This window comes from Micromonospora matsumotoense, assembly GCF_050951065.1.
Classification (GTDB): domain Bacteria; phylum Actinomycetota; class Actinomycetes; order Mycobacteriales; family Micromonosporaceae; genus Micromonospora; species Micromonospora matsumotoensis.
Map to the genome: position 1 here is coordinate 933,508 of NZ_CP192025.1, position 15,912 is coordinate 949,419.

At 72.3% G+C, this 15,912-nt stretch carries 17 protein-coding genes; 9 read left to right on the forward strand and 8 right to left on the reverse strand.

Going from position 1 to position 15,912, the window contains the following annotated elements; all coding sequences use genetic code 11:
* Positions 1-131 precede the first annotated feature (131 nt).
* The 3 genes from otsB to ACQP1S_RS04485 form a co-directional block, all read right to left on the reverse strand.
* On the reverse strand, positions 132-956 hold the full coding sequence (gene otsB / locus ACQP1S_RS04475; protein WP_432903282.1) for a trehalose-phosphatase: 825 nt from the start codon (positions 954-956) through the stop codon (positions 132-134).
* A 91-nt stretch (positions 957-1,047) separates the two neighbouring features.
* Entirely contained in the window at positions 1,048-1,401 is a 354-nt protein-coding gene (locus ACQP1S_RS04480) for a hypothetical protein (RefSeq protein ID WP_432903285.1), read from the reverse strand.
* 161 nt (positions 1,402-1,562) lie between these two features.
* Positions 1,563-2,003, reverse strand: a complete 441-nt coding sequence (locus tag ACQP1S_RS04485) for an XRE family transcriptional regulator (RefSeq protein ID WP_091248084.1) — start codon at positions 2,001-2,003, stop codon at positions 1,563-1,565.
* A 265-nt stretch (positions 2,004-2,268) separates the two neighbouring features.
* Here ACQP1S_RS04485 and ACQP1S_RS04490 point away from each other — a divergent pair, with 265 nt between their 5' ends.
* The 6 genes from ACQP1S_RS04490 (at position 2,269) to ACQP1S_RS04515 (ending at position 7,564) form a co-directional block, all read left to right on the forward strand.
* Positions 2,269-2,613, forward strand: coding sequence for a hypothetical protein (locus ACQP1S_RS04490; protein ID WP_091248086.1), 345 nt, complete (start codon positions 2,269-2,271; stop codon positions 2,611-2,613).
* Between the two features lie 31 nt (positions 2,614-2,644).
* A complete protein-coding gene (locus tag ACQP1S_RS04495; RefSeq protein WP_432903288.1) occupies positions 2,645-2,986 on the forward strand; it encodes a hypothetical protein in 342 nt (113 codons plus the stop codon).
* A gap of 328 nt (positions 2,987-3,314) precedes the next feature.
* Positions 3,315-4,730 (forward strand): PhoH family protein, encoded by a 1,416-nt coding sequence (locus tag ACQP1S_RS04500; protein WP_091248094.1) that lies wholly within the window; start codon positions 3,315-3,317, stop codon positions 4,728-4,730.
* Positions 4,731-5,015: 285 nt separating this feature from the next.
* Positions 5,016-5,711, forward strand: a complete 696-nt coding sequence (locus ACQP1S_RS04505) for a transglycosylase SLT domain-containing protein (RefSeq protein WP_432903292.1) — start codon at positions 5,016-5,018, stop codon at positions 5,709-5,711.
* A 114-nt stretch (positions 5,712-5,825) separates the two neighbouring features.
* Positions 5,826-6,479, forward strand: a complete 654-nt coding sequence (locus ACQP1S_RS04510) for a rhomboid family intramembrane serine protease (protein ID WP_432903295.1) — start codon at positions 5,826-5,828, stop codon at positions 6,477-6,479.
* A gap of 116 nt (positions 6,480-6,595) precedes the next feature.
* The gene (locus tag ACQP1S_RS04515) at positions 6,596-7,564 is read left to right on the forward strand and encodes an NAD(P)/FAD-dependent oxidoreductase (protein ID WP_432903298.1); all 969 of its coding nucleotides are present in this window, start codon (positions 6,596-6,598) and stop codon (positions 7,562-7,564) included.
* Positions 7,565-7,588: 24 nt separating this feature from the next.
* Here the strand turns inward: ACQP1S_RS04515 and ACQP1S_RS04520 are convergent, their stop codons facing one another.
* Entirely contained in the window at positions 7,589-8,275 is a 687-nt protein-coding gene (locus ACQP1S_RS04520; RefSeq protein ID WP_432903301.1) for a TetR/AcrR family transcriptional regulator, read from the reverse strand.
* Positions 8,276-8,416: 141 nt separating this feature from the next.
* Here ACQP1S_RS04520 and ACQP1S_RS04525 point away from each other — a divergent pair, with 141 nt between their 5' ends.
* Positions 8,417-9,370 carry an NAD-dependent epimerase/dehydratase family protein gene (locus tag ACQP1S_RS04525; protein ID WP_432903304.1) on the forward strand — a complete coding sequence of 318 codons (954 nt, stop codon included), beginning with the start codon at positions 8,417-8,419 and terminating at the stop codon, positions 9,368-9,370.
* Between the two features lie 25 nt (positions 9,371-9,395).
* Here the strand turns inward: ACQP1S_RS04525 and ACQP1S_RS04530 are convergent, their stop codons facing one another.
* Both ACQP1S_RS04530 and glpX read right to left on the reverse strand, forming a co-directional pair.
* Positions 9,396-10,367: a DMT family transporter gene (locus ACQP1S_RS04530; RefSeq protein ID WP_432903307.1), complete on the reverse strand. Its 972-nt coding sequence runs from the start codon at positions 10,365-10,367 to the stop codon at positions 9,396-9,398.
* Positions 10,364-11,395, reverse strand: coding sequence for a class II fructose-bisphosphatase (gene glpX, locus ACQP1S_RS04535; protein ID WP_432903310.1), 1,032 nt, complete (start codon positions 11,393-11,395; stop codon positions 10,364-10,366). The genes ACQP1S_RS04530 and glpX overlap by 4 nt, the downstream gene beginning before the upstream one ends.
* Positions 11,396-11,552: 157 nt before the next feature.
* Here glpX and ACQP1S_RS04540 point away from each other — a divergent pair, with 157 nt between their 5' ends.
* Positions 11,553-12,275, forward strand: coding sequence for a DUF4245 domain-containing protein (locus tag ACQP1S_RS04540; protein ID WP_432903313.1), 723 nt, complete (start codon positions 11,553-11,555; stop codon positions 12,273-12,275).
* A 255-nt stretch (positions 12,276-12,530) separates the two neighbouring features.
* The gene (locus ACQP1S_RS04545) at positions 12,531-13,376 is read left to right on the forward strand and encodes a hypothetical protein (protein ID WP_432903316.1); all 846 of its coding nucleotides are present in this window, start codon (positions 12,531-12,533) and stop codon (positions 13,374-13,376) included.
* Between the two features lie 215 nt (positions 13,377-13,591).
* Here ACQP1S_RS04545 and ACQP1S_RS04550 read toward each other — a convergent pair whose 3' ends face one another.
* Entirely contained in the window at positions 13,592-14,506 is a 915-nt protein-coding gene (locus ACQP1S_RS04550) for a PLP-dependent cysteine synthase family protein (RefSeq protein WP_363672122.1), read from the reverse strand.
* Position 14,507: 1 nt separating this feature from the next.
* A complete protein-coding gene (locus ACQP1S_RS04555) occupies positions 14,508-15,905 on the reverse strand; it encodes an EamA family transporter (protein ID WP_432903319.1) in 1,398 nt (465 codons plus the stop codon).
* Positions 15,906-15,912: the final 7 nt, after the last annotated feature.

Below are 15,912 nucleotides of genomic sequence, written 5' to 3' on the forward strand. Positions count from 1 at the left end.
GCCGTGACGTCATCCACCCCGGGCGCTCACCGCCCGTGATGCCACTCGCACCCGGCACCGCCGGGCGGCACAGCACCCGGCGGGATCATCCGGCGGTGAGGACGGGTGGGCCGATCAGGACGGTGGGCCGGTCAGGTGAGATGGCGCACGGCGCGGGTCAGGAAGTCGCCCAGGGCGGCAGGGGAGTCGATGGTGAGGTCGGCGGCCTCGGCGACCTCGCGACCGGTCTCCGGGTTGGCCACCGCCACGCAGACGCCGAGGAATCCGGGGTCGGCGGCGGACCGGGCGCGCAACGCCGCGAACGCCTTGATGTCGGAGACGTCGTCGCCGAAGTACCAGGCGCCACCGGCGTCCCGGACCACCTCGCCGATGACCAGCCCCTTGTCCCGGTCGACGGGCGGCTTGAGTTCCAGCACCATCCGACCCGCCTGCACCCTGAGCCCGAGCCGCTCGGCCTGCGCCCGGCCCCACTGTTCGACCGCCGGGCCGAGTTGCTGGGCGGTACGCCAGTGCAGCGCCACGCTCAGCCGTTTGAACTCCACCAGCGCCCCGGCGGGCAGTTCGGCGCGGGCCAGGTCGGCCAGTTCGGCCATGGTGGGCACCCAGGGCAGCGCGGCGGGCTCGGTGACGGTCTCGCCGCCGGAGTGGCTGTGCTCCAGGCCGTAGAGGCCGTAGAGGTCGATCCCGGTGAGGCCGCCCAGGTGGTCGCGGAGGAAGTCGACGGGGCGGGCGGAGACGATCGCCACCCGCTGCACCACCGGGGCGAGTGCCTTCAGCGCGGCGAGCACCTTGGGTGCGGGTCGCACCGCGGTGGGATCGTCGTCGACCGGCGCGAGGGTGCCGTCGAAGTCGAAGAAGAGGACGGTGTCGGCGGCCCGCTCGGCGGTGGTACGCCAGGCGTGCTCAGCATCCAGCGGGGTCGGTGGCTGCTGGTTACCCAGATTCAACGGCGGCACGCGCGACAGCGTACCCCGGGGGCGGTGGCTGATTCGTGGCTTCGGAATGGCTTCTTGACACCGCCGGAAGTGTGCTGTCGGTGAATGGTCCTCAGCGCTCGGCGGCTCCCCGACCGCGCCGCCCCAGCGGCACCACTGTGGCCTCCCTACCCTGGTTGAGCAGGTAACCCTCGACGAAGCCGGTGTTCCGGTCGCCGGTGCGGGCCTCGATCTCGTTGAGCCGCGCCACCAGGAAGTCGGTGAGTGCGCTGACCCGGTCGTTGAGTCGGTCGTGCAGTTCGGCGACCACCGCCAGGACGACTGCGGTGCCGGCCGCGGTGAGGGCGAAGAGGTTGACGACCAGCGGAATCTGCCCGCCCGGCCGCACGCCGACCACCAGGTTCGCGGTCACGCACGCGGTCAGGGAGACTGCCGCGACCACGACTGCCATCCATTTCAGGGTCATGGACAGACCCCTCCTTCTGTCCCGCAGGGCTGAGTTCGGCCTTGTCCCGTCCCCCGCCGACGACGAGCCCAAGCAGTACGGATACGGACGCTAGCGTGCCCGCTGCGGCCCCGGAGCGAAACGATCCGGTCTGCTCAGGCGTTCTTTCGCCATCTGAGGAACTACCCGGCCTGCTCGCCTCCATTTCGGACATCGAGCGGGAGAGTAGGGCGGTATGCGAGATAACGAATGGTTTCTCGGATGTGGAACTTCTCCGCATCCGAGACGGCCGGGTCGACCAGGCGGCGCAGCAGTGCCTCGACGTCCGGGTCCATCGGGGGCGTGTTCGCGGCACCCCGGGGGGCGGCGGTCCGGTCCCAGCCGAGGGCGGCGAAGGCGGCGGCGGGGTTGAGGCCGAGTCCCTCACAGAACGCCACCACCCGTTCCGCCTCCGGGTCGCTGGCCCAGTCGCCGCGGACCCATCGGTTGATCGTCTGTCGGGAGACGCCGGTGCGGCGGGAGACCTCGGTGCCGGTCCAGGCCCGCATGGCCCGGGCGTCGTCGAGCGCCCGGCGAACGAAGGTGGCGAATGCGATCTTCCGGGCGGGGGCGGTCTCGGTCACCCCGTGACGGTACGACCGCAGCGCCCGTCCAGGCTGCCCGGGGCGGATCTTTGTCACGCATATGAGACGTGCTCACTGTGCTGCCCGTCGAGGGGCGGGTCGCTGCCTCAAGGGTGTTTACCTGGGCATAATAGCCGCTTTGGAGGTCGGAGGGAACCGGACGAAAAGCTGATACTGTCACGCTCATGGGACATTCTACGGTGTGTCACGTGCTTGAGACGATCAATGCTCACCTGCGTCACGCATCCGGTGCGAGGGGGACGCGGTGACCGAACTCGCGACCCGTGCCCAGGCCTTCGGCCTGATCGCGGAGGGGGTCGCCGCAGGGCTGAGCGCACCCTGGCGGCTCTACCTCGCCCGCGGTTGCCGTTACCTGTCACTGAGCGTCGGCGACCGGGACGAGTGGAACTCCTGGCGGACGCATCTCGGCTGCCCGGAGATGAGCGTCCGGGTCTACGACGCCGGCGGTGAGATCCGGCGGTCCTCGATGGCCGAGGTGGTGCTGGACGGCTGCCGGATCAGCGTGGAGCTGGTCGAGGAGGTCAGCACCGAGGACCTGGAGCGGTTGCTGGTCGTCGATCCGAGCCCGGCCGAGCCGGAGGACCGGTGATCCGGCCGACGCGGCCCGCCGGAGCCGCCCGATGAGCCCCCTCCTCGCGTTGTTCCTCGTCCTCGTCCTGGGCGCGACCAGCTATGCCGCCGGGCGGTTGCACGGTCAGCTCAGTTACCGGATCGGCTACCGCTTCGGTTACCGGCAGGGCTACTTCGACGGGGACCGGGGTGCCTGGAACCGCCGTCGGCGTGACGCCCAGGCCGTGCTCGCCTCGGCGTTCGCCACCCCGGCCGGGCCGGCTCCGGCTGCGGGACTTCCCGCCCCGCCGGTCCGCCAGGGCACCACCTACGCCGGCTCCTCGTTCGCCACCCCGCCGGGCCCGGTCGCCGGTCGGCACCCGACCGGCACGCTGGTCCGCCGGCCGGGCTGAACCGCAGGAGCCCACCTTCGTCGGTACGTCGTCCACGGCGGGCGCGTACCGGTGGGACCGGTGACGCGGTCCCGCCGGCCGGGATGCGCGCAGGGGGCTGGCATCCCGGCCGGTCCGCCGTGGGCCGCCGCCGGGGAGATCCTTGTCCGCCCTCTAGCCGAGGCGGCCCGGCGCCGCTAGCGTCTAGGCATGACCCGGGGTTCTCCCGGGTCAGCCGGCCGCCCGGATCTGCGACCTCGCACACGGGGTTCCGCATCCGACCCCGTGTCACCGGGCACCGGAGGAGGCGGAACGCGGATGGCGGATGCCCGTCCGTCGGAGCAGGCCTGTGACGACTCGCCGTACGCCCGCCGGTGTCGACCAGATCCCGGCCGCGACTGCCACGACCCGCCGAGCCACCCGGAGCCGCCGTACGACGGCCGCCGCTCCGCCCGGCCCCGAGGAGCCCGGACCAACCGGCCAGGTATTCGTCCTGGACACGTCGGTGCTCCTCTCCGACCCGGCGGCCTTCCACCGCTTCGCCGAGCACGAGGTGGTCCTGCCCCTCGTGGTGATCTCGGAGCTGGAAGGCAAGCGGCACCACCCGGAGCTGGGCTGGTTCGCCCGCCAGTCCCTGCGGATGCTCGACGAGCTGCGGGTCCGGCACGGTCGGCTGGACCATCCGGTGCCCGCGAACGAGTCCGGTGGCACGCTCAAGGTGGAGCTGAACCACTCGGACGACGGGGTTCTCCCCCCGGGCTTCCGCAACGAGTCCAACGACGCCCGCATCCTGTCGGTGGCCCTGAACCTGGCCGCCGAGGGGCGGGAGGTGACCCTGGTCAGCAAGGACATGCCGTTGCGGGTCAAGGCCGCCTCGGTGGGCCTGCGGGCCGACGAGTACCGGCACGGGCAGGCCAGCGATCCGACCTGGACGGGGATGGCCGAGCTGGAGTTGGCGGAGGACGAGATCGGCCGGCTCTACGCCGGGGACTGCCTCGACCTGGACGCCGCCGCCGGCCTGTCCTGCCACACCGGCCTGGTGTTGCACTCCACCCGTGGGTCGGCCCTGGGTCGGGTGCTGCCCGACAAGACGGTCCGGCTGGTCCGCGGCGACCGGGAGGCGTTCGGGGTGCACGGCCGGTCGGCCGAGCAGCGGATCGCGCTGGACCTGCTGCTGGACGAGTCGATCGGGATCGTGTCGCTGGGCGGCCGGGCCGGCACCGGCAAGTCGGCGCTGGCGCTCTGCGCCGGGCTGGAGGCGGTGATGGAGCGCCGCCGGCACAAGAAGGTGGTGGTCTTCCGCCCGCTCTACGCCGTGGGCGGCCAGGAGTTGGGTTACCTGCCCGGTTCGGAGTCGGAGAAGATGTCGCCCTGGGCGCAGGCCGTCTTCGACACCCTCGGCGCGGTGGTGCACGAGAACGTGCTGGAGGAGGTCACCTCGCGGGGCATCCTGGAGGTCCTTCCGCTGACCCACATCCGGGGCCGGAGCCTGCACGACGCCTTCGTCATCGTCGACGAGGCGCAGTCGTTGGAGCGGGGCGTGCTGCTCACCGTGCTGTCCCGGATCGGGCAGGGCTCGCGGGTGGTGCTCACCCACGACGTCGCCCAGCGGGACAACCTGCGGGTGGGTCGGCACGACGGGGTGACCGCGGTGATCGAGGCGTTGAAGGGGCATCCGCTCTTCGCGCACGTCACGCTGAACCGGTCCGAGCGGTCGCCGATCGCGGCGATGGTGACGGATCTGTTGGAGGACATCCCGGGCTGAGGTGTCCGGGGCGGGGGTCCGCCCCTCATCGTCCGCATTCACTTTGTGGCGCAGGTCACAATATGCGTGCCGGGTTTCCCATCAGCCTCACTGTGCGCGATGGTGTCCCACGAGCGCCCACGTCCCGGTGGGGTCATTGGTGAACGTTCGTCCCATCCTCGGACGAGCCGCCGCCCCCGCCGGAACGTCGGTGGCGACCGGCTGAGGTCGGGGCGCTCGTGGCACGACCGCGCCCGTTCCGGGTCGGTCCGCGCCGCGTCCTTGCCCCCGACGAAGGGATACTTCGTGAGTCGGCTGTGGAGCCGGTTCGGTGCCCGTACGGCCGCTGTCGCGCTGCTCTCCGTGGGCGTTGCCGGCGGTTTCTATCTGGGCGAAGACCGGGAAACCCAGCAACAGGGCCTGACCGCGCAGGTCGGCCTCCAGATCGACCAGGCCGAGTACGACTACCAGCGCGATCGGCAGGCCGACCACCGGCGGGATTCCGCGAAGCAGCGGTCCGCCGAGTACCAGGCGAGGCTGCGGGCCGCCACGGCGGCCAAGGAGGCCGCCCAGCGGGCCAAGGCAGCCGAGGCTGCGGCGGCGTCGCGCAAGAAGGAACGTGAGGCCGAGGCCAAGGCCAAGGAGGAGGACGGCAAGCTCAAGGCGTTCGCCGGCCCGATCCCCGCCTCGTGCAGTTCCTACAGCGGTCACCGCAAGACCGGCTGCGCGATGCTCCTGAGGGAGGGCTTCAAGATCGACCAGATGCCCTGCCTGGACAAGCTCTGGACCAAGGAGAGTGGCTGGAACCCCAAGGCCAGCAATTCCTCGTCCGGCGCGTACGGCATCCCGCAGGCGGTGCCGGGCACCAAGATGAGTTCGGTCGCCAGCGACTGGAGGACCAACCCGGCCACCCAGATCAAGTGGGGTCTCGGTTACATCGAGGGTCGGTACGACAACCCGTGCGGAGCCTGGGCCAAGAGTCAGAGTTCCGGCTGGTACTGATCGACGAGCAGGACGGCGGGGCGGGTGGGCGACCACCCGCCCCGCCGTCGTCGTAGCCCCGACGGTGCGGGACGCGGGTGGCGGTTCCCGCGGAATGCTGATAGCCATGGTGGGGTGACCCTGCACCCCACGGGCGGCGACCCCGACCGGTTCGGCACCGAGGCGTTCTACGCCTCCCTCGGCCGGGCCTTCGTCGCCATGTGCGCGGTGGTGCCGTTCCTCTTTCTCGTCGAGGCCCTCGACCAGGGGCTCGGCTTCGGGCTCGACGTGGCCGCCGGCATCATCCCGCACCGGATCCAGGGGCTCGACGGGGTCTTCTTCTCCCCGTTCCTGCACCACGGCTTCGACCACCTCTACAGCAACAGCATTCCGCTGATCCTGCTCGGCACCTTCGTGCTGGCCGCCGGTGTCCGCCGGTTCCTCTGGTCCACCCTGGGCATCATCCTGGTGAGCGGGCTCGGCGTCTGGTTCACCGGCTCGCCCGACTCGGTGGTCGTCGGGGCGAGCGGGGTGATCTTCGGCTACCTCGGCCTGCTGCTCACCAGGGGCATCGTCGAACGCAGTTGGTGGAACTTCGCGGTGGTGCTGCTGGTCGGCCTGCTCTACGGCTGGCAACTGCTCGGCATCCTGCCCACCGACGAGCGGATCTCCTGGCAGGGGCACCTGTTCGGGCTGCTCGGCGGGGTGGTCGCGGCGGTCCTGTTCCGGCGTCGTCGCCCGTACGACCCGTACGGGGAGTACCGGGTGGAGTCCACGCTGACGTCCTGAGCGGGACGACCCGCCCGGCACGCGGCGAAGCCGGGACATGCTTGCCCGAGCGGGGTGTCGGGCCTACCGTCGGCAGCAGCACGCGTTGATCGCCACCGGAAAGCGACGGTACGCCCATGCGCGAGGTCGATGTCGCCGTGATCGGAGCCGGCCCGGTGGGGCTGTTCGCCGCGTACTACGCGGGCTTCCGGGGCCTGTCGGTGGCGGTGGTCGACGCGCTGCCCGAACCGGGCGGGCAGATCACCGCCATGTACCCGGAGAAGTTGATCCTCGACGTCGCCGGCTTCCCCGCCGTCAAGGGTCGGGACCTGGTGGCCAACCTGGTCGCCCAGGCCGCGCCCTACCGCCCGGAATACCTGCTCGGCACCCGGGCCGAGAAGCTCGCCCACCTCGACGGCCGACCGGTGCTGGGTCTGGCCGGCGGGGAGCAGTTGCGCTGCGGCGCGGTGGTGGTCACCGGCGGGCTGGGCAGCTTCGCCCCGCGCCCGCTGCCGGTCGCGGACAGCTTCCTCGGTGGCGGGATCGTCTACTTCGTACCGGACCCGGCCGCGCTCGCCGGTCGGGACGTGCTGATCGTGGGTGGCGGCGACTCCGCGTTCGACTGGGCGGCGACCCTGCAACCGCTGGCCCGCTCGGTGACCCTGGTGCACCGCCGGGAACGGTTCCGGGCGCACGCGGGCACGGTGGCCCGGGTGCTGTCCCTGCCGGTGCGGGTCGTGGTCAACGCCGAGGTGACCCGGTTGCACGGCGACGACACGGTGACCGCCGCCGAGATCACCGTACGGGGTGGTGCGGCGGAGACCCTGCCGGTCGACACGGTGGTCGCGGCGCTCGGCTTCACCGCCGACCTGGGTCCGCTGGCCGAGTGGGGGCTGCGGCTGGACCGGCGGCACATCGTGGTGGACAGCGCGATGGCGACCAACCTGCCCCGGGTCTATGCCGCCGGTGACATCACCGAGTACCCGGGCAAGGTGCGGCTGATCGCCACCGGCTTCGGCGAGGCCGCCACCGCCGTCAACAACGCCGCCGTGGCCATCGACCCGGCGGCCCACCTCTTTCCGGGGCACTCCTCCGACGTCGGCTGACCCGTCGTGCACCGTCCGGCCGGGTCAGGGCAGGCCGACGAGGTCGGCCATCAGGGCGATCTGGTGGTCGAAGTAGGCGTCCCGGTGGGCCACGGCGTTGTTGAGGCGGCCGAAGAGCTCGAAGCTGATCAACCCGAACAGCTGGGTCCAGCCGGCCATGCCCCGGGCCAGCAGCGGCTCGGGCAGGCCGGGGGAGAAGGTGGCGGCCAGTGCGGCGAGGTCGGCGCGGAGCGGCTCGGGGAGCCGGCCGCCGGGCCGGGTGAGCCGACCGTCGACCAGCCCGTCGCGAAGGATGCCCAGCAGCGCCAGCGGGGGGCGTTGGGCGGGTGACACGGTGTCGGCGGGGGCGGCGTAGCCGGGCACCGGGCTGCCGTAGAGCAGGGCGTACTCGGCGGGGTGGGCGAGCGCCCAGGCACGGGCGGCCCGGCATGCGGCGTGCCAGCGGCCGCGTAGGTCGGCCTGGTCGGTGGCGGCGTCGGCCGCCTCCACGGCGTCGCCGAGCGCGTGGTACGCCTCGATGATCAGCGCGGTGAGCAGGTCGTCGCGGCTGGGGAAGTAACGGTAGATCGCGGACGAGACCATGCCCATGTCCCGGGCGACCGCCCGCAGCGAGAGGTCGGCGCCGTCGGTGGCGAGGTGGCGACGGGCCACCGCCTTGATCTCGTCGATCATCTCGGCGCGGACCCGGGCGCGGATCGAGGAAGCGGGCATGACTCCACTCTGCCATGGATCAGAGCGGCAATCAAAAGAGAGAGCAGTGCTCTTGACGGCTGGTCGGTCGTCGGTCATGCTGGAGGCAGCTCAGCGAGAGCAGTGCTCTCTATTCAGTCTTCCGCTCTGAAGGGTGTTCCCATGTCGCTACACGTGATCGTCGGTGCCGGTCCGGTCGGCACCGCCACCGCCCGCCACCTCGCCGAGCAGGGCGAACAGGTCCGGCTCGTCACCCGGCGGGGCAGCGGCCCCGTCGACCCGGCGATCGAGCGGGTCGCCGCCGACGCCGCCGACGCCGACCGGCTGACCGCCCTCACCAGGGGCGCGGTGGCCCTCTACAACTGCGCCAACCCCGCCTACCACCGGTGGGCCACCGACTGGCCGCCGCTGGCCGCCGCGTTGCTCACCACCGCCGGGCGCACCGGCGCGGTGCTCGCCACCGTCGGCTGCCTCTACGGGTACGGCCCCGTCGACGCGCCGATGACCGAGGACACCCCACTCGCCGCCACCGGCACCAAGGGGCGGGTCCGCAACCGGATGTGGACCGACGCGCTCGCCGCCCACCGCGCCGGCCGGGCCCGGATCACCGAGGTACGCGGCTCGGACTACCTCGGTGCCGACGGCACCTCCCTGCCGATGCTGATGCTGCCGAAGGTGCTCGCCGGGCAACGGGTCCTCCTGCCGGTGAACTGGGACGCCCCGCACACCTGGACGTACATCGGGGACGTGGTGCGCACCCTGGTCGCCGCCGCCACCGACGAGCGGGCCTGGGGGCGGGCCTGGCACGTGCCCAGCAACCCGGCCGTCAGCACCCGCGAGCTGGCGGGCCGGGCGGCGGCCCTGGCCGACGCCCCCACGCCGAGGCTGATCCGGATGCCCTACCCGCTGCTCTGGCTCGGTGGCGTGACCGACCCGTTCGCCCGCGAGCTGCGGGAGACCGCGCACCAGTTCGCCCGGCCCTTCGTGATGGACTCGACCCGGGCCACCGAGACCCTGGGCGTCACCCCGACCCCGCTGGACGAGGCGCTGGCCACGACCGTCCGCACCCTTGCCGCGTCGCGCCGCACTCCGGCGGCGACGGGCACGGGCCGCTGACGGCCCGCACCGACCGCGGGGCGGGTCAGCGGCGGGGTGCCGGCCCGAGCGCCGCGACCAGCACCGCGATCAGGGTGAGCGCCGCGCCCGCCAGGGTGGCCGGGCCCGGGTGCGACGCCGCCGTCGGCAGCACCACGTCCAGCGCGACGGCCCCGACGACCTGACCGGCGATGGTGGCGAGCCCCAGCAGCAGCACCCCGGTGAACCGCACGAGCGCCGCCGCGACAGTGATGAAGACGATGCCGATCGGGCCACCCAGATAGAGCCACGGCTCGGTCGGCAGCGCGCCACCGGGGCCGCCCCGGACCGCCACCTCCACGCCGAAGGCGACAAGCAGGGCCGCCGTACCGACCGCGAAGTTGACCAGGGTGGCGGTGAGCGCGCTGCCCGAGGCCGCCCGGACCAGACCGTTGACCGCCTGCTGCCAGGCCAGGCCCAGCCCGGCCAGCAGCGGCAGCAGGGCCAGCACCAGGGCACCCGGGTTGCCCAGCCGGTCACCGACGGCCAACAACACGGCCAGCACGGTCAGCACCGCGCCGGCCAGCCGGGCGACGGTCACCGGCTGCCGCCCGCCCGGCCCGATCCCCGCCCGGTCCACGGCCAGGCTGCTGGCCGACTGCCCGGCGACCACCGCCACCGTGAAGACCGCCACGCCGAGCACGCCGATGGTGAGCCCCTGGGTGGCGACCAGGAACGCCCCGCACACCCCGCCCAGCAACTGCCAGGGGCGCAGCGCGCCGGAGCGCAGCGACCCGCGCAGCTCGGCCAGCCCGCGCCGCCCACCGGGCAGCGCGGGGACCAGTACCAACAACACCAGCAGCCCGAGACCGAACGAGACCACCGCCGCCGCGATCCCGTCGGCCAGGCGTACGCCCAGTTCGCCGTTGATCCGGGACTGGACGGCCACCCCGACGCCGGCGACGGTCGCCAACCCGATCCCGGCGATCCGGCGGGAGGTGGGCAGGACGGGGGGAACCGCGGTGTCGGTCGCGGTCATTCCTGCTCTGCCAGGGGCCTGCCGTCGAAGTCCACCGCCGAATAGAGGGCCAGCTTCTCCAACCGGTGGTACGAGTCGATCACCCGGATCGTGCCGCTCTTGGACCGCATCACGATCGACTGGGTGTACGCCCCGCCGGCCTGGTAACGCACCCCGCGCAGCAGGTCGCCGGAGGTGACCCCGGTCGCCACGAAGAAGCAGTTGTCCCCGGTGACCAGGTCGTCGGTGCCGAGCACCCGGTCCAGGTCGTGCCCGGCGGCGAGCGCCTTCTCCCGCTCCTGCGGGTCGCGCGGCCAGAGCTTGGCCTGCATCCCCCCGCCCATGCACTTGAGCGCACACGCGGAGATGATCCCCTCCGGGGTGCCGCCGATGCCCATCAGCACGTCGACGCCCGACTCGCCCCGGGCGGCGGCGATCGACCCGGCGATGTCCCCGTCGGAGATGAACCGGATGCCCGCCCCGGTCCGCCGGATCTCGTCGACCAGGTCCTCGTGCCGGGACCGGTCCAGCACGCAGACGGTGACCTCGGCGACGTCGGTGCCCTTGACCTTGGCGATCCGCCGGATGTTCTCCGTCGGCCCGGCCTCGATGTCCACCACGTCGGCGTACGCCGGGCCGACGGCCAGCTTCTCCATGTAGAAGACGGCGCTCGGGTCGAACATCGCCCCGCGCTCGGAGACGGCCAGCACCGCGAGCGCGTTGGGCATGCCCTTGCTCATCAGCGTGGTGCCGTCGACCGGGTCCACCGCCACGTCCACCTCGGGTCCGCTGCCGTCGCCGACCTCCTCACCGTTGAACAGCATCGGCGCGTTGTCCTTCTCGCCCTCGCCGATCACCACGATGCCGCGCATCTGGATCGAGTTGATCAGCTTGCGCATGGCGTCGACGGCTGCCCCGTCGCCACCCTCCTTGTCGCCCCGGCCGACCCACCGGCCGGCGGCCATCGCCGCGGCCTCGGTGACCCGGACCAGGTCGAGAGCGAGGTTGCGGTCGAGATCCTGCGGGACCCGCGTCCTGGTGTTCGTCATGGCGGCTTCCTCCTCGCGACGGTGCGGGGTGGACCGGCAGGGGCTGCGGTCGCCACTGCCAGTTTTGTCGCTGATCCTCACACGATGCCAGGTCCGGCGGCGGGGCGGGGCGATGGTGGGCGGGATCGCCCCTCCGGGCGGCTGCCAGAATGGGCCGGTGGAGCCCGCACAGCCTGCCGACCGCGTACCCGCCGATCCGACCCCGCCGGCCGGCCGGCCGCCGCTGCCCCCGACCGCCGAGCCGGTCGCCGGCGTCGCACCCGCCGTACCGCCGGTCGGGCCCGCGCCGGCCGCCGAACCGGCGCTGGTCGCGGCGGCGGACGACCGGGCCGGCGAGCGGGCGGTGGTCCGGTCCGGCCGGGCGGAGAAGTCCCGCTCCGAGCGGTCGCCGAAGGACATGGCGTTGTCGCTGCTGGTGCTGCTGGTGCCGATCGCCCTGCTGCTCGCCTTCTACCGGGGATTCCTCGGTGGCGAGCAGCCGACCACCGTCGACGCCGCCCCCGCCTACGAGCAGGCCCGCGCCGCGAACGTCTTCCCGGTCGCCGAGCCGACCGGGCTCGGCTCCGGCTGGCGTACGGTCAGCGCCAGCTTCCGTACCGTGGACGACGGGGCGAACCTGCGGGTGGGCTATCTCACTCCGGAAGGGCGGGGCGCCCAACTGGTGCAGAGCAACGTGCCGCCGGAGCGGCTGCTGCCCGCCGAGTTGACCGCCGAGGGGCAGCCGCAGGGACCGGCCGACCTGGGCGGGGCGAACTGGCAGCGGTACACCGGGCGGGGCAACGAGCAGGCCCTGGTCTTGCTCGCACCGAACCGTACGGTGATCGTGGTCGGCGACGCCCGGGACAACGAGCTGCGCGAACTGGCCGGCGCACTGCGCTGACCAGGGCCGGCATGTCGGCGTCGAGCGCGCCCGGTGGTGCGTCGGTCACGGCGTGCGGTGCCCCGCCGGCCAGGAAGTGTGCGGCGGTATGCCGCGGAGTGGATTGCGGAAGGCGACGCGCGGGAACAGAAGGGACGCGACCCCGGGGCCGGCGCGACCGGGCGGGGATCGCGCGCCGCGCGGGAAGCGTCACGCCCGCGACGCCACGCCCCCGGCATCCGCCGGGGGCCGGACGACCCGACTGGAGAGCCTGACGTGACCATTCGACGTTTCAGCACGGCGGTCTTCGCCGCAGCGCTGCTCACCCCCGGCCTGGCCGCCTGCAACAACTCCGGGAGCGGCGAGGCGGGGGCCTCCGCATCCCCGACGGTCTCCGGCAGCGCCGCCCCGGGCAGCGCCTCGCCCGGCACCTCCGAGGCCAAGCAGGCCCTGCTGGACTCCACCAACGAGATCCGCAACGGCAACTTCCGGTTCACCATGACCGGGGTGGGCTCCACCGCCGAGGGGCAGGTGCACCAGCCCAGCCAGAGCGCCCAGATGAAGGTGAGCATCGGTGACGCGTCCTCGGATCTGATGATGAACCTGGACCTGATCCACGCCAAGCCGGACAGCTGGGTCAAGCTGGACCTGGGCGGCAAGTCCGCCAGCAGCATCCCCGGTGCGCAGAAGCTCAGCCTGGGCAAGTACCAGCACCTCGACCAGACCCGGATCAAGGGCAACAAGTCGCTCGGCTTCGACTTCGAGAAGGTCGACCCGGCCGGCAGCGCCGTGCTGACCCAGGGCATCACCGAGGTCCGGCAGACCGGTGAGGGCAGCTACGCCGGCACCCTGGACGTGTCGAAGGCCGCCGAGGCCGGTTCCGTCGACCCGACGGTGATCACCGCGCTGGGTGCCCAGGCGCAGTCGGTGCCGTTCACCGCGAAGCTGGACCCGCAGGGCCGGCTCAGCGAGCTGGTGGTCCAGATCCCGGCCGCCGGCCAGAGCGCCGCGCAGGACCTCAAGATCACCTACTCCGACTACGGGAACGCCGCCGCCGCCCAGAAGCCCTCCGCCGACCAGGTGGTCGAGGCCCCGCAGGAGCTGTACAACCTGTTCAACTGAAGCCTGGAGACCGATGGCGGGGTGGCCCGGGTGGGCCCCCGCCATCGTCGTCTCCACCCGGCCACGGGCTGCGGCGGCCGGCCCCGGAGTCACCGGCGGCCCGGCATCCCTCGGGTGGCAGTCGACAGCACGGCATCGACCGGGGCGGCCCGTCGTCGCCGGCGCACGGTACCCGGTCGGGAGATGTCCGGCGGCGTGGTGGGATCAGCCCGGGGTCAGAGCAGTTCCAGGTAGTCGTTGACCCGGTCGTAGGCCACCGTCAGCAGGGTCAGCGGCTCGTCCGAGGCGGCCAGCAGCCGGCGGCACGCGGCGATGTTCGCGCCGGTGGACGGCCCCGCGCCGATGCCCTCCGACTGCATCAGCCGGCGCATCCCATCGATCGCGTCCGCCTCGCTCACCGCGACCATCTCGTCGATGATCTCGGTGTTGAGCACCGGCGGGATCATGCCGATGGACAGCCCCTGGATCCGGTGCGGGACGAAGACGTCGGCGAACATGTCGCAACCCTCCGGCTGCACGCCGAGGATGCGCAGCCCGCCCTGGTGCTGCCGGAGCACCTCACCGATGCCGGTGAGGTGCCCGCCGGTGCCGATGCCGGCGACATAGCAGTCCACCCGGGTGCCGTCCAGATCGGCGATGATCTCGCGGACGGTGGTCAGCCGGTGGATCTCCGGGTTGGCCGGGTTGGCGGCCTGGTTGAGCATGACGTACTCGGGGTGTTCGAACTGGATCTCGGTGGCCAGCTCGCCGTGTGAGTTGTTGCCCCGGGTGCTGTCGGAGAGCCGGACATCCACCCCGAAACTGGCCAGCAGCCGACGCTTCGACTCGCTGTAGTTGTCCGGAATGACCAGCACCACCCGGTAGCCGAGCACTGCGGCGGCGATCGCGATCCCCATCCCGGTGTTGCCCCCGGTCGGCTCCAGGATGGTCTGCCCGGAGCCCGGCTTGAGCAGGCCCTCCTGCTCCGCCGCCCGGATCATGTTCAACGCGATGCGCATCTTGTGGCTGCCGCCCGGGTTGTTCAGCTCCAGCTTGAGCAGGATCTCCCCGGGCAGATCGGCGGTGAGCCGGCTGAGCCGCACCAGCGGGGTGCCGCCGACGGTGTCCAGAATCGAGTCACGGATGCCCACCTCAACCCACCTCCGCCGCGCGCCGGTCCGGACCGGGCAGGAACCGCAGCTCGGTGTACTCGCCATCGACGCAGCGGAACAACCGCGCCTCCCGGACGCCGGTGTCGTCGATGCCGACCACCAACTGCTCCAGCGTCGGATAGAGCGGCACCCCGTCGATCAGCGCGTTGCGCCGGTCCTCGTCGCTGAAGTAGGCTCGACCGTTGGGATGCGAGTGGTAGAGCACCACCACCGGATCGTCCCCGTCGAGGTGGTCCTCCAGATAGATCAGGTCGGCCGGGGGCAGCACGTAGCCGGTGGCGGCGTCGCGCGGAAACCGGACCGGGTCCTGCCGGTGCATCTCGTCGGCCATGTTGCGGGCCTCGTGCACCCGCCCGCTGGCGTGCACGAACCCGCACGCCTCCCCGGGGTAGGCGATCCGCGCGTGCTCGTAGATCGCGTCGAGGGTCGCCCCGTCGAGGGGGGAGCCGGCATCCGGGACCGCCGGTGCCGGTGCCGATCTGCCGCCGCTCGCCTTCTTGGTCAGACCGAACGCGGCGAGCATGACCACGGCCAGGACCACCGCCAGGGCCGGCAGCGCCGAATTCTCCAGCACCGCCGACCCGAACAGGGCCACCACCGGGAAGAGCACGAAGACGTACGACACCAGCACCGCGTCGACGTGCTGGAGCAGGTAGAAGTAGGCGGCGAAGCCGATCACCGAGCCGACCAGCCCGAGATAGAGCACGCCGGTGAGGGACCGGCCGGAGATCGCGCCGAGATCGGGCCGCTCGACCGTCACACCGAGGACGACCAGGCCCAGCGCGCCGAGCCCGATCGGCAGGGTCTCCTGGGTGAGCACGTGCACGGTGCCGCCGTAGCGCGCCATCACCGCGTAGGTCAGGGCGTGCATCACCGCGGCGAGCAGCACGGCGGCCGGCGCGAGGATGCCCCGGGCGCTGATCCCGGCGGTCAGTTGGACGATGCCGACCAGGCAGCCGAGGCCGATCACCACGCCGGCCCACTGCATCCAGCTCACCGAGATCCGCGAGATCAGCACCGAGAAGAGCAACAGGAAGACCACGACCGACGAGAAGATCAACGCGGCCAGGCCGGAGCTGATGTGCTGCTCGCCGTAGTTGATCAGGGCGTACGGGACGGCGATGTAGACCACCGCGATGAACGGCACCACCCAGCGTCGCCCCGGCGGCGGCAGCAACGACACCCCCGGTGCGGCGAGACAGACGGCCAGCAGGAACGGGAAGGCCACCAGGAAGCGCAACCCGGCGGCGGTGATCGGGGGCAGGGTCTCCACGCTCATCTTCATGCCGTACCAGGTGGTTCCCCAGATCAGGCACACGAGCAGGTAGAGCAGCCCGAGCTGCCACGGGCCGACGCGCCGGCCGGTGTCGTTCGTCATGTCATGT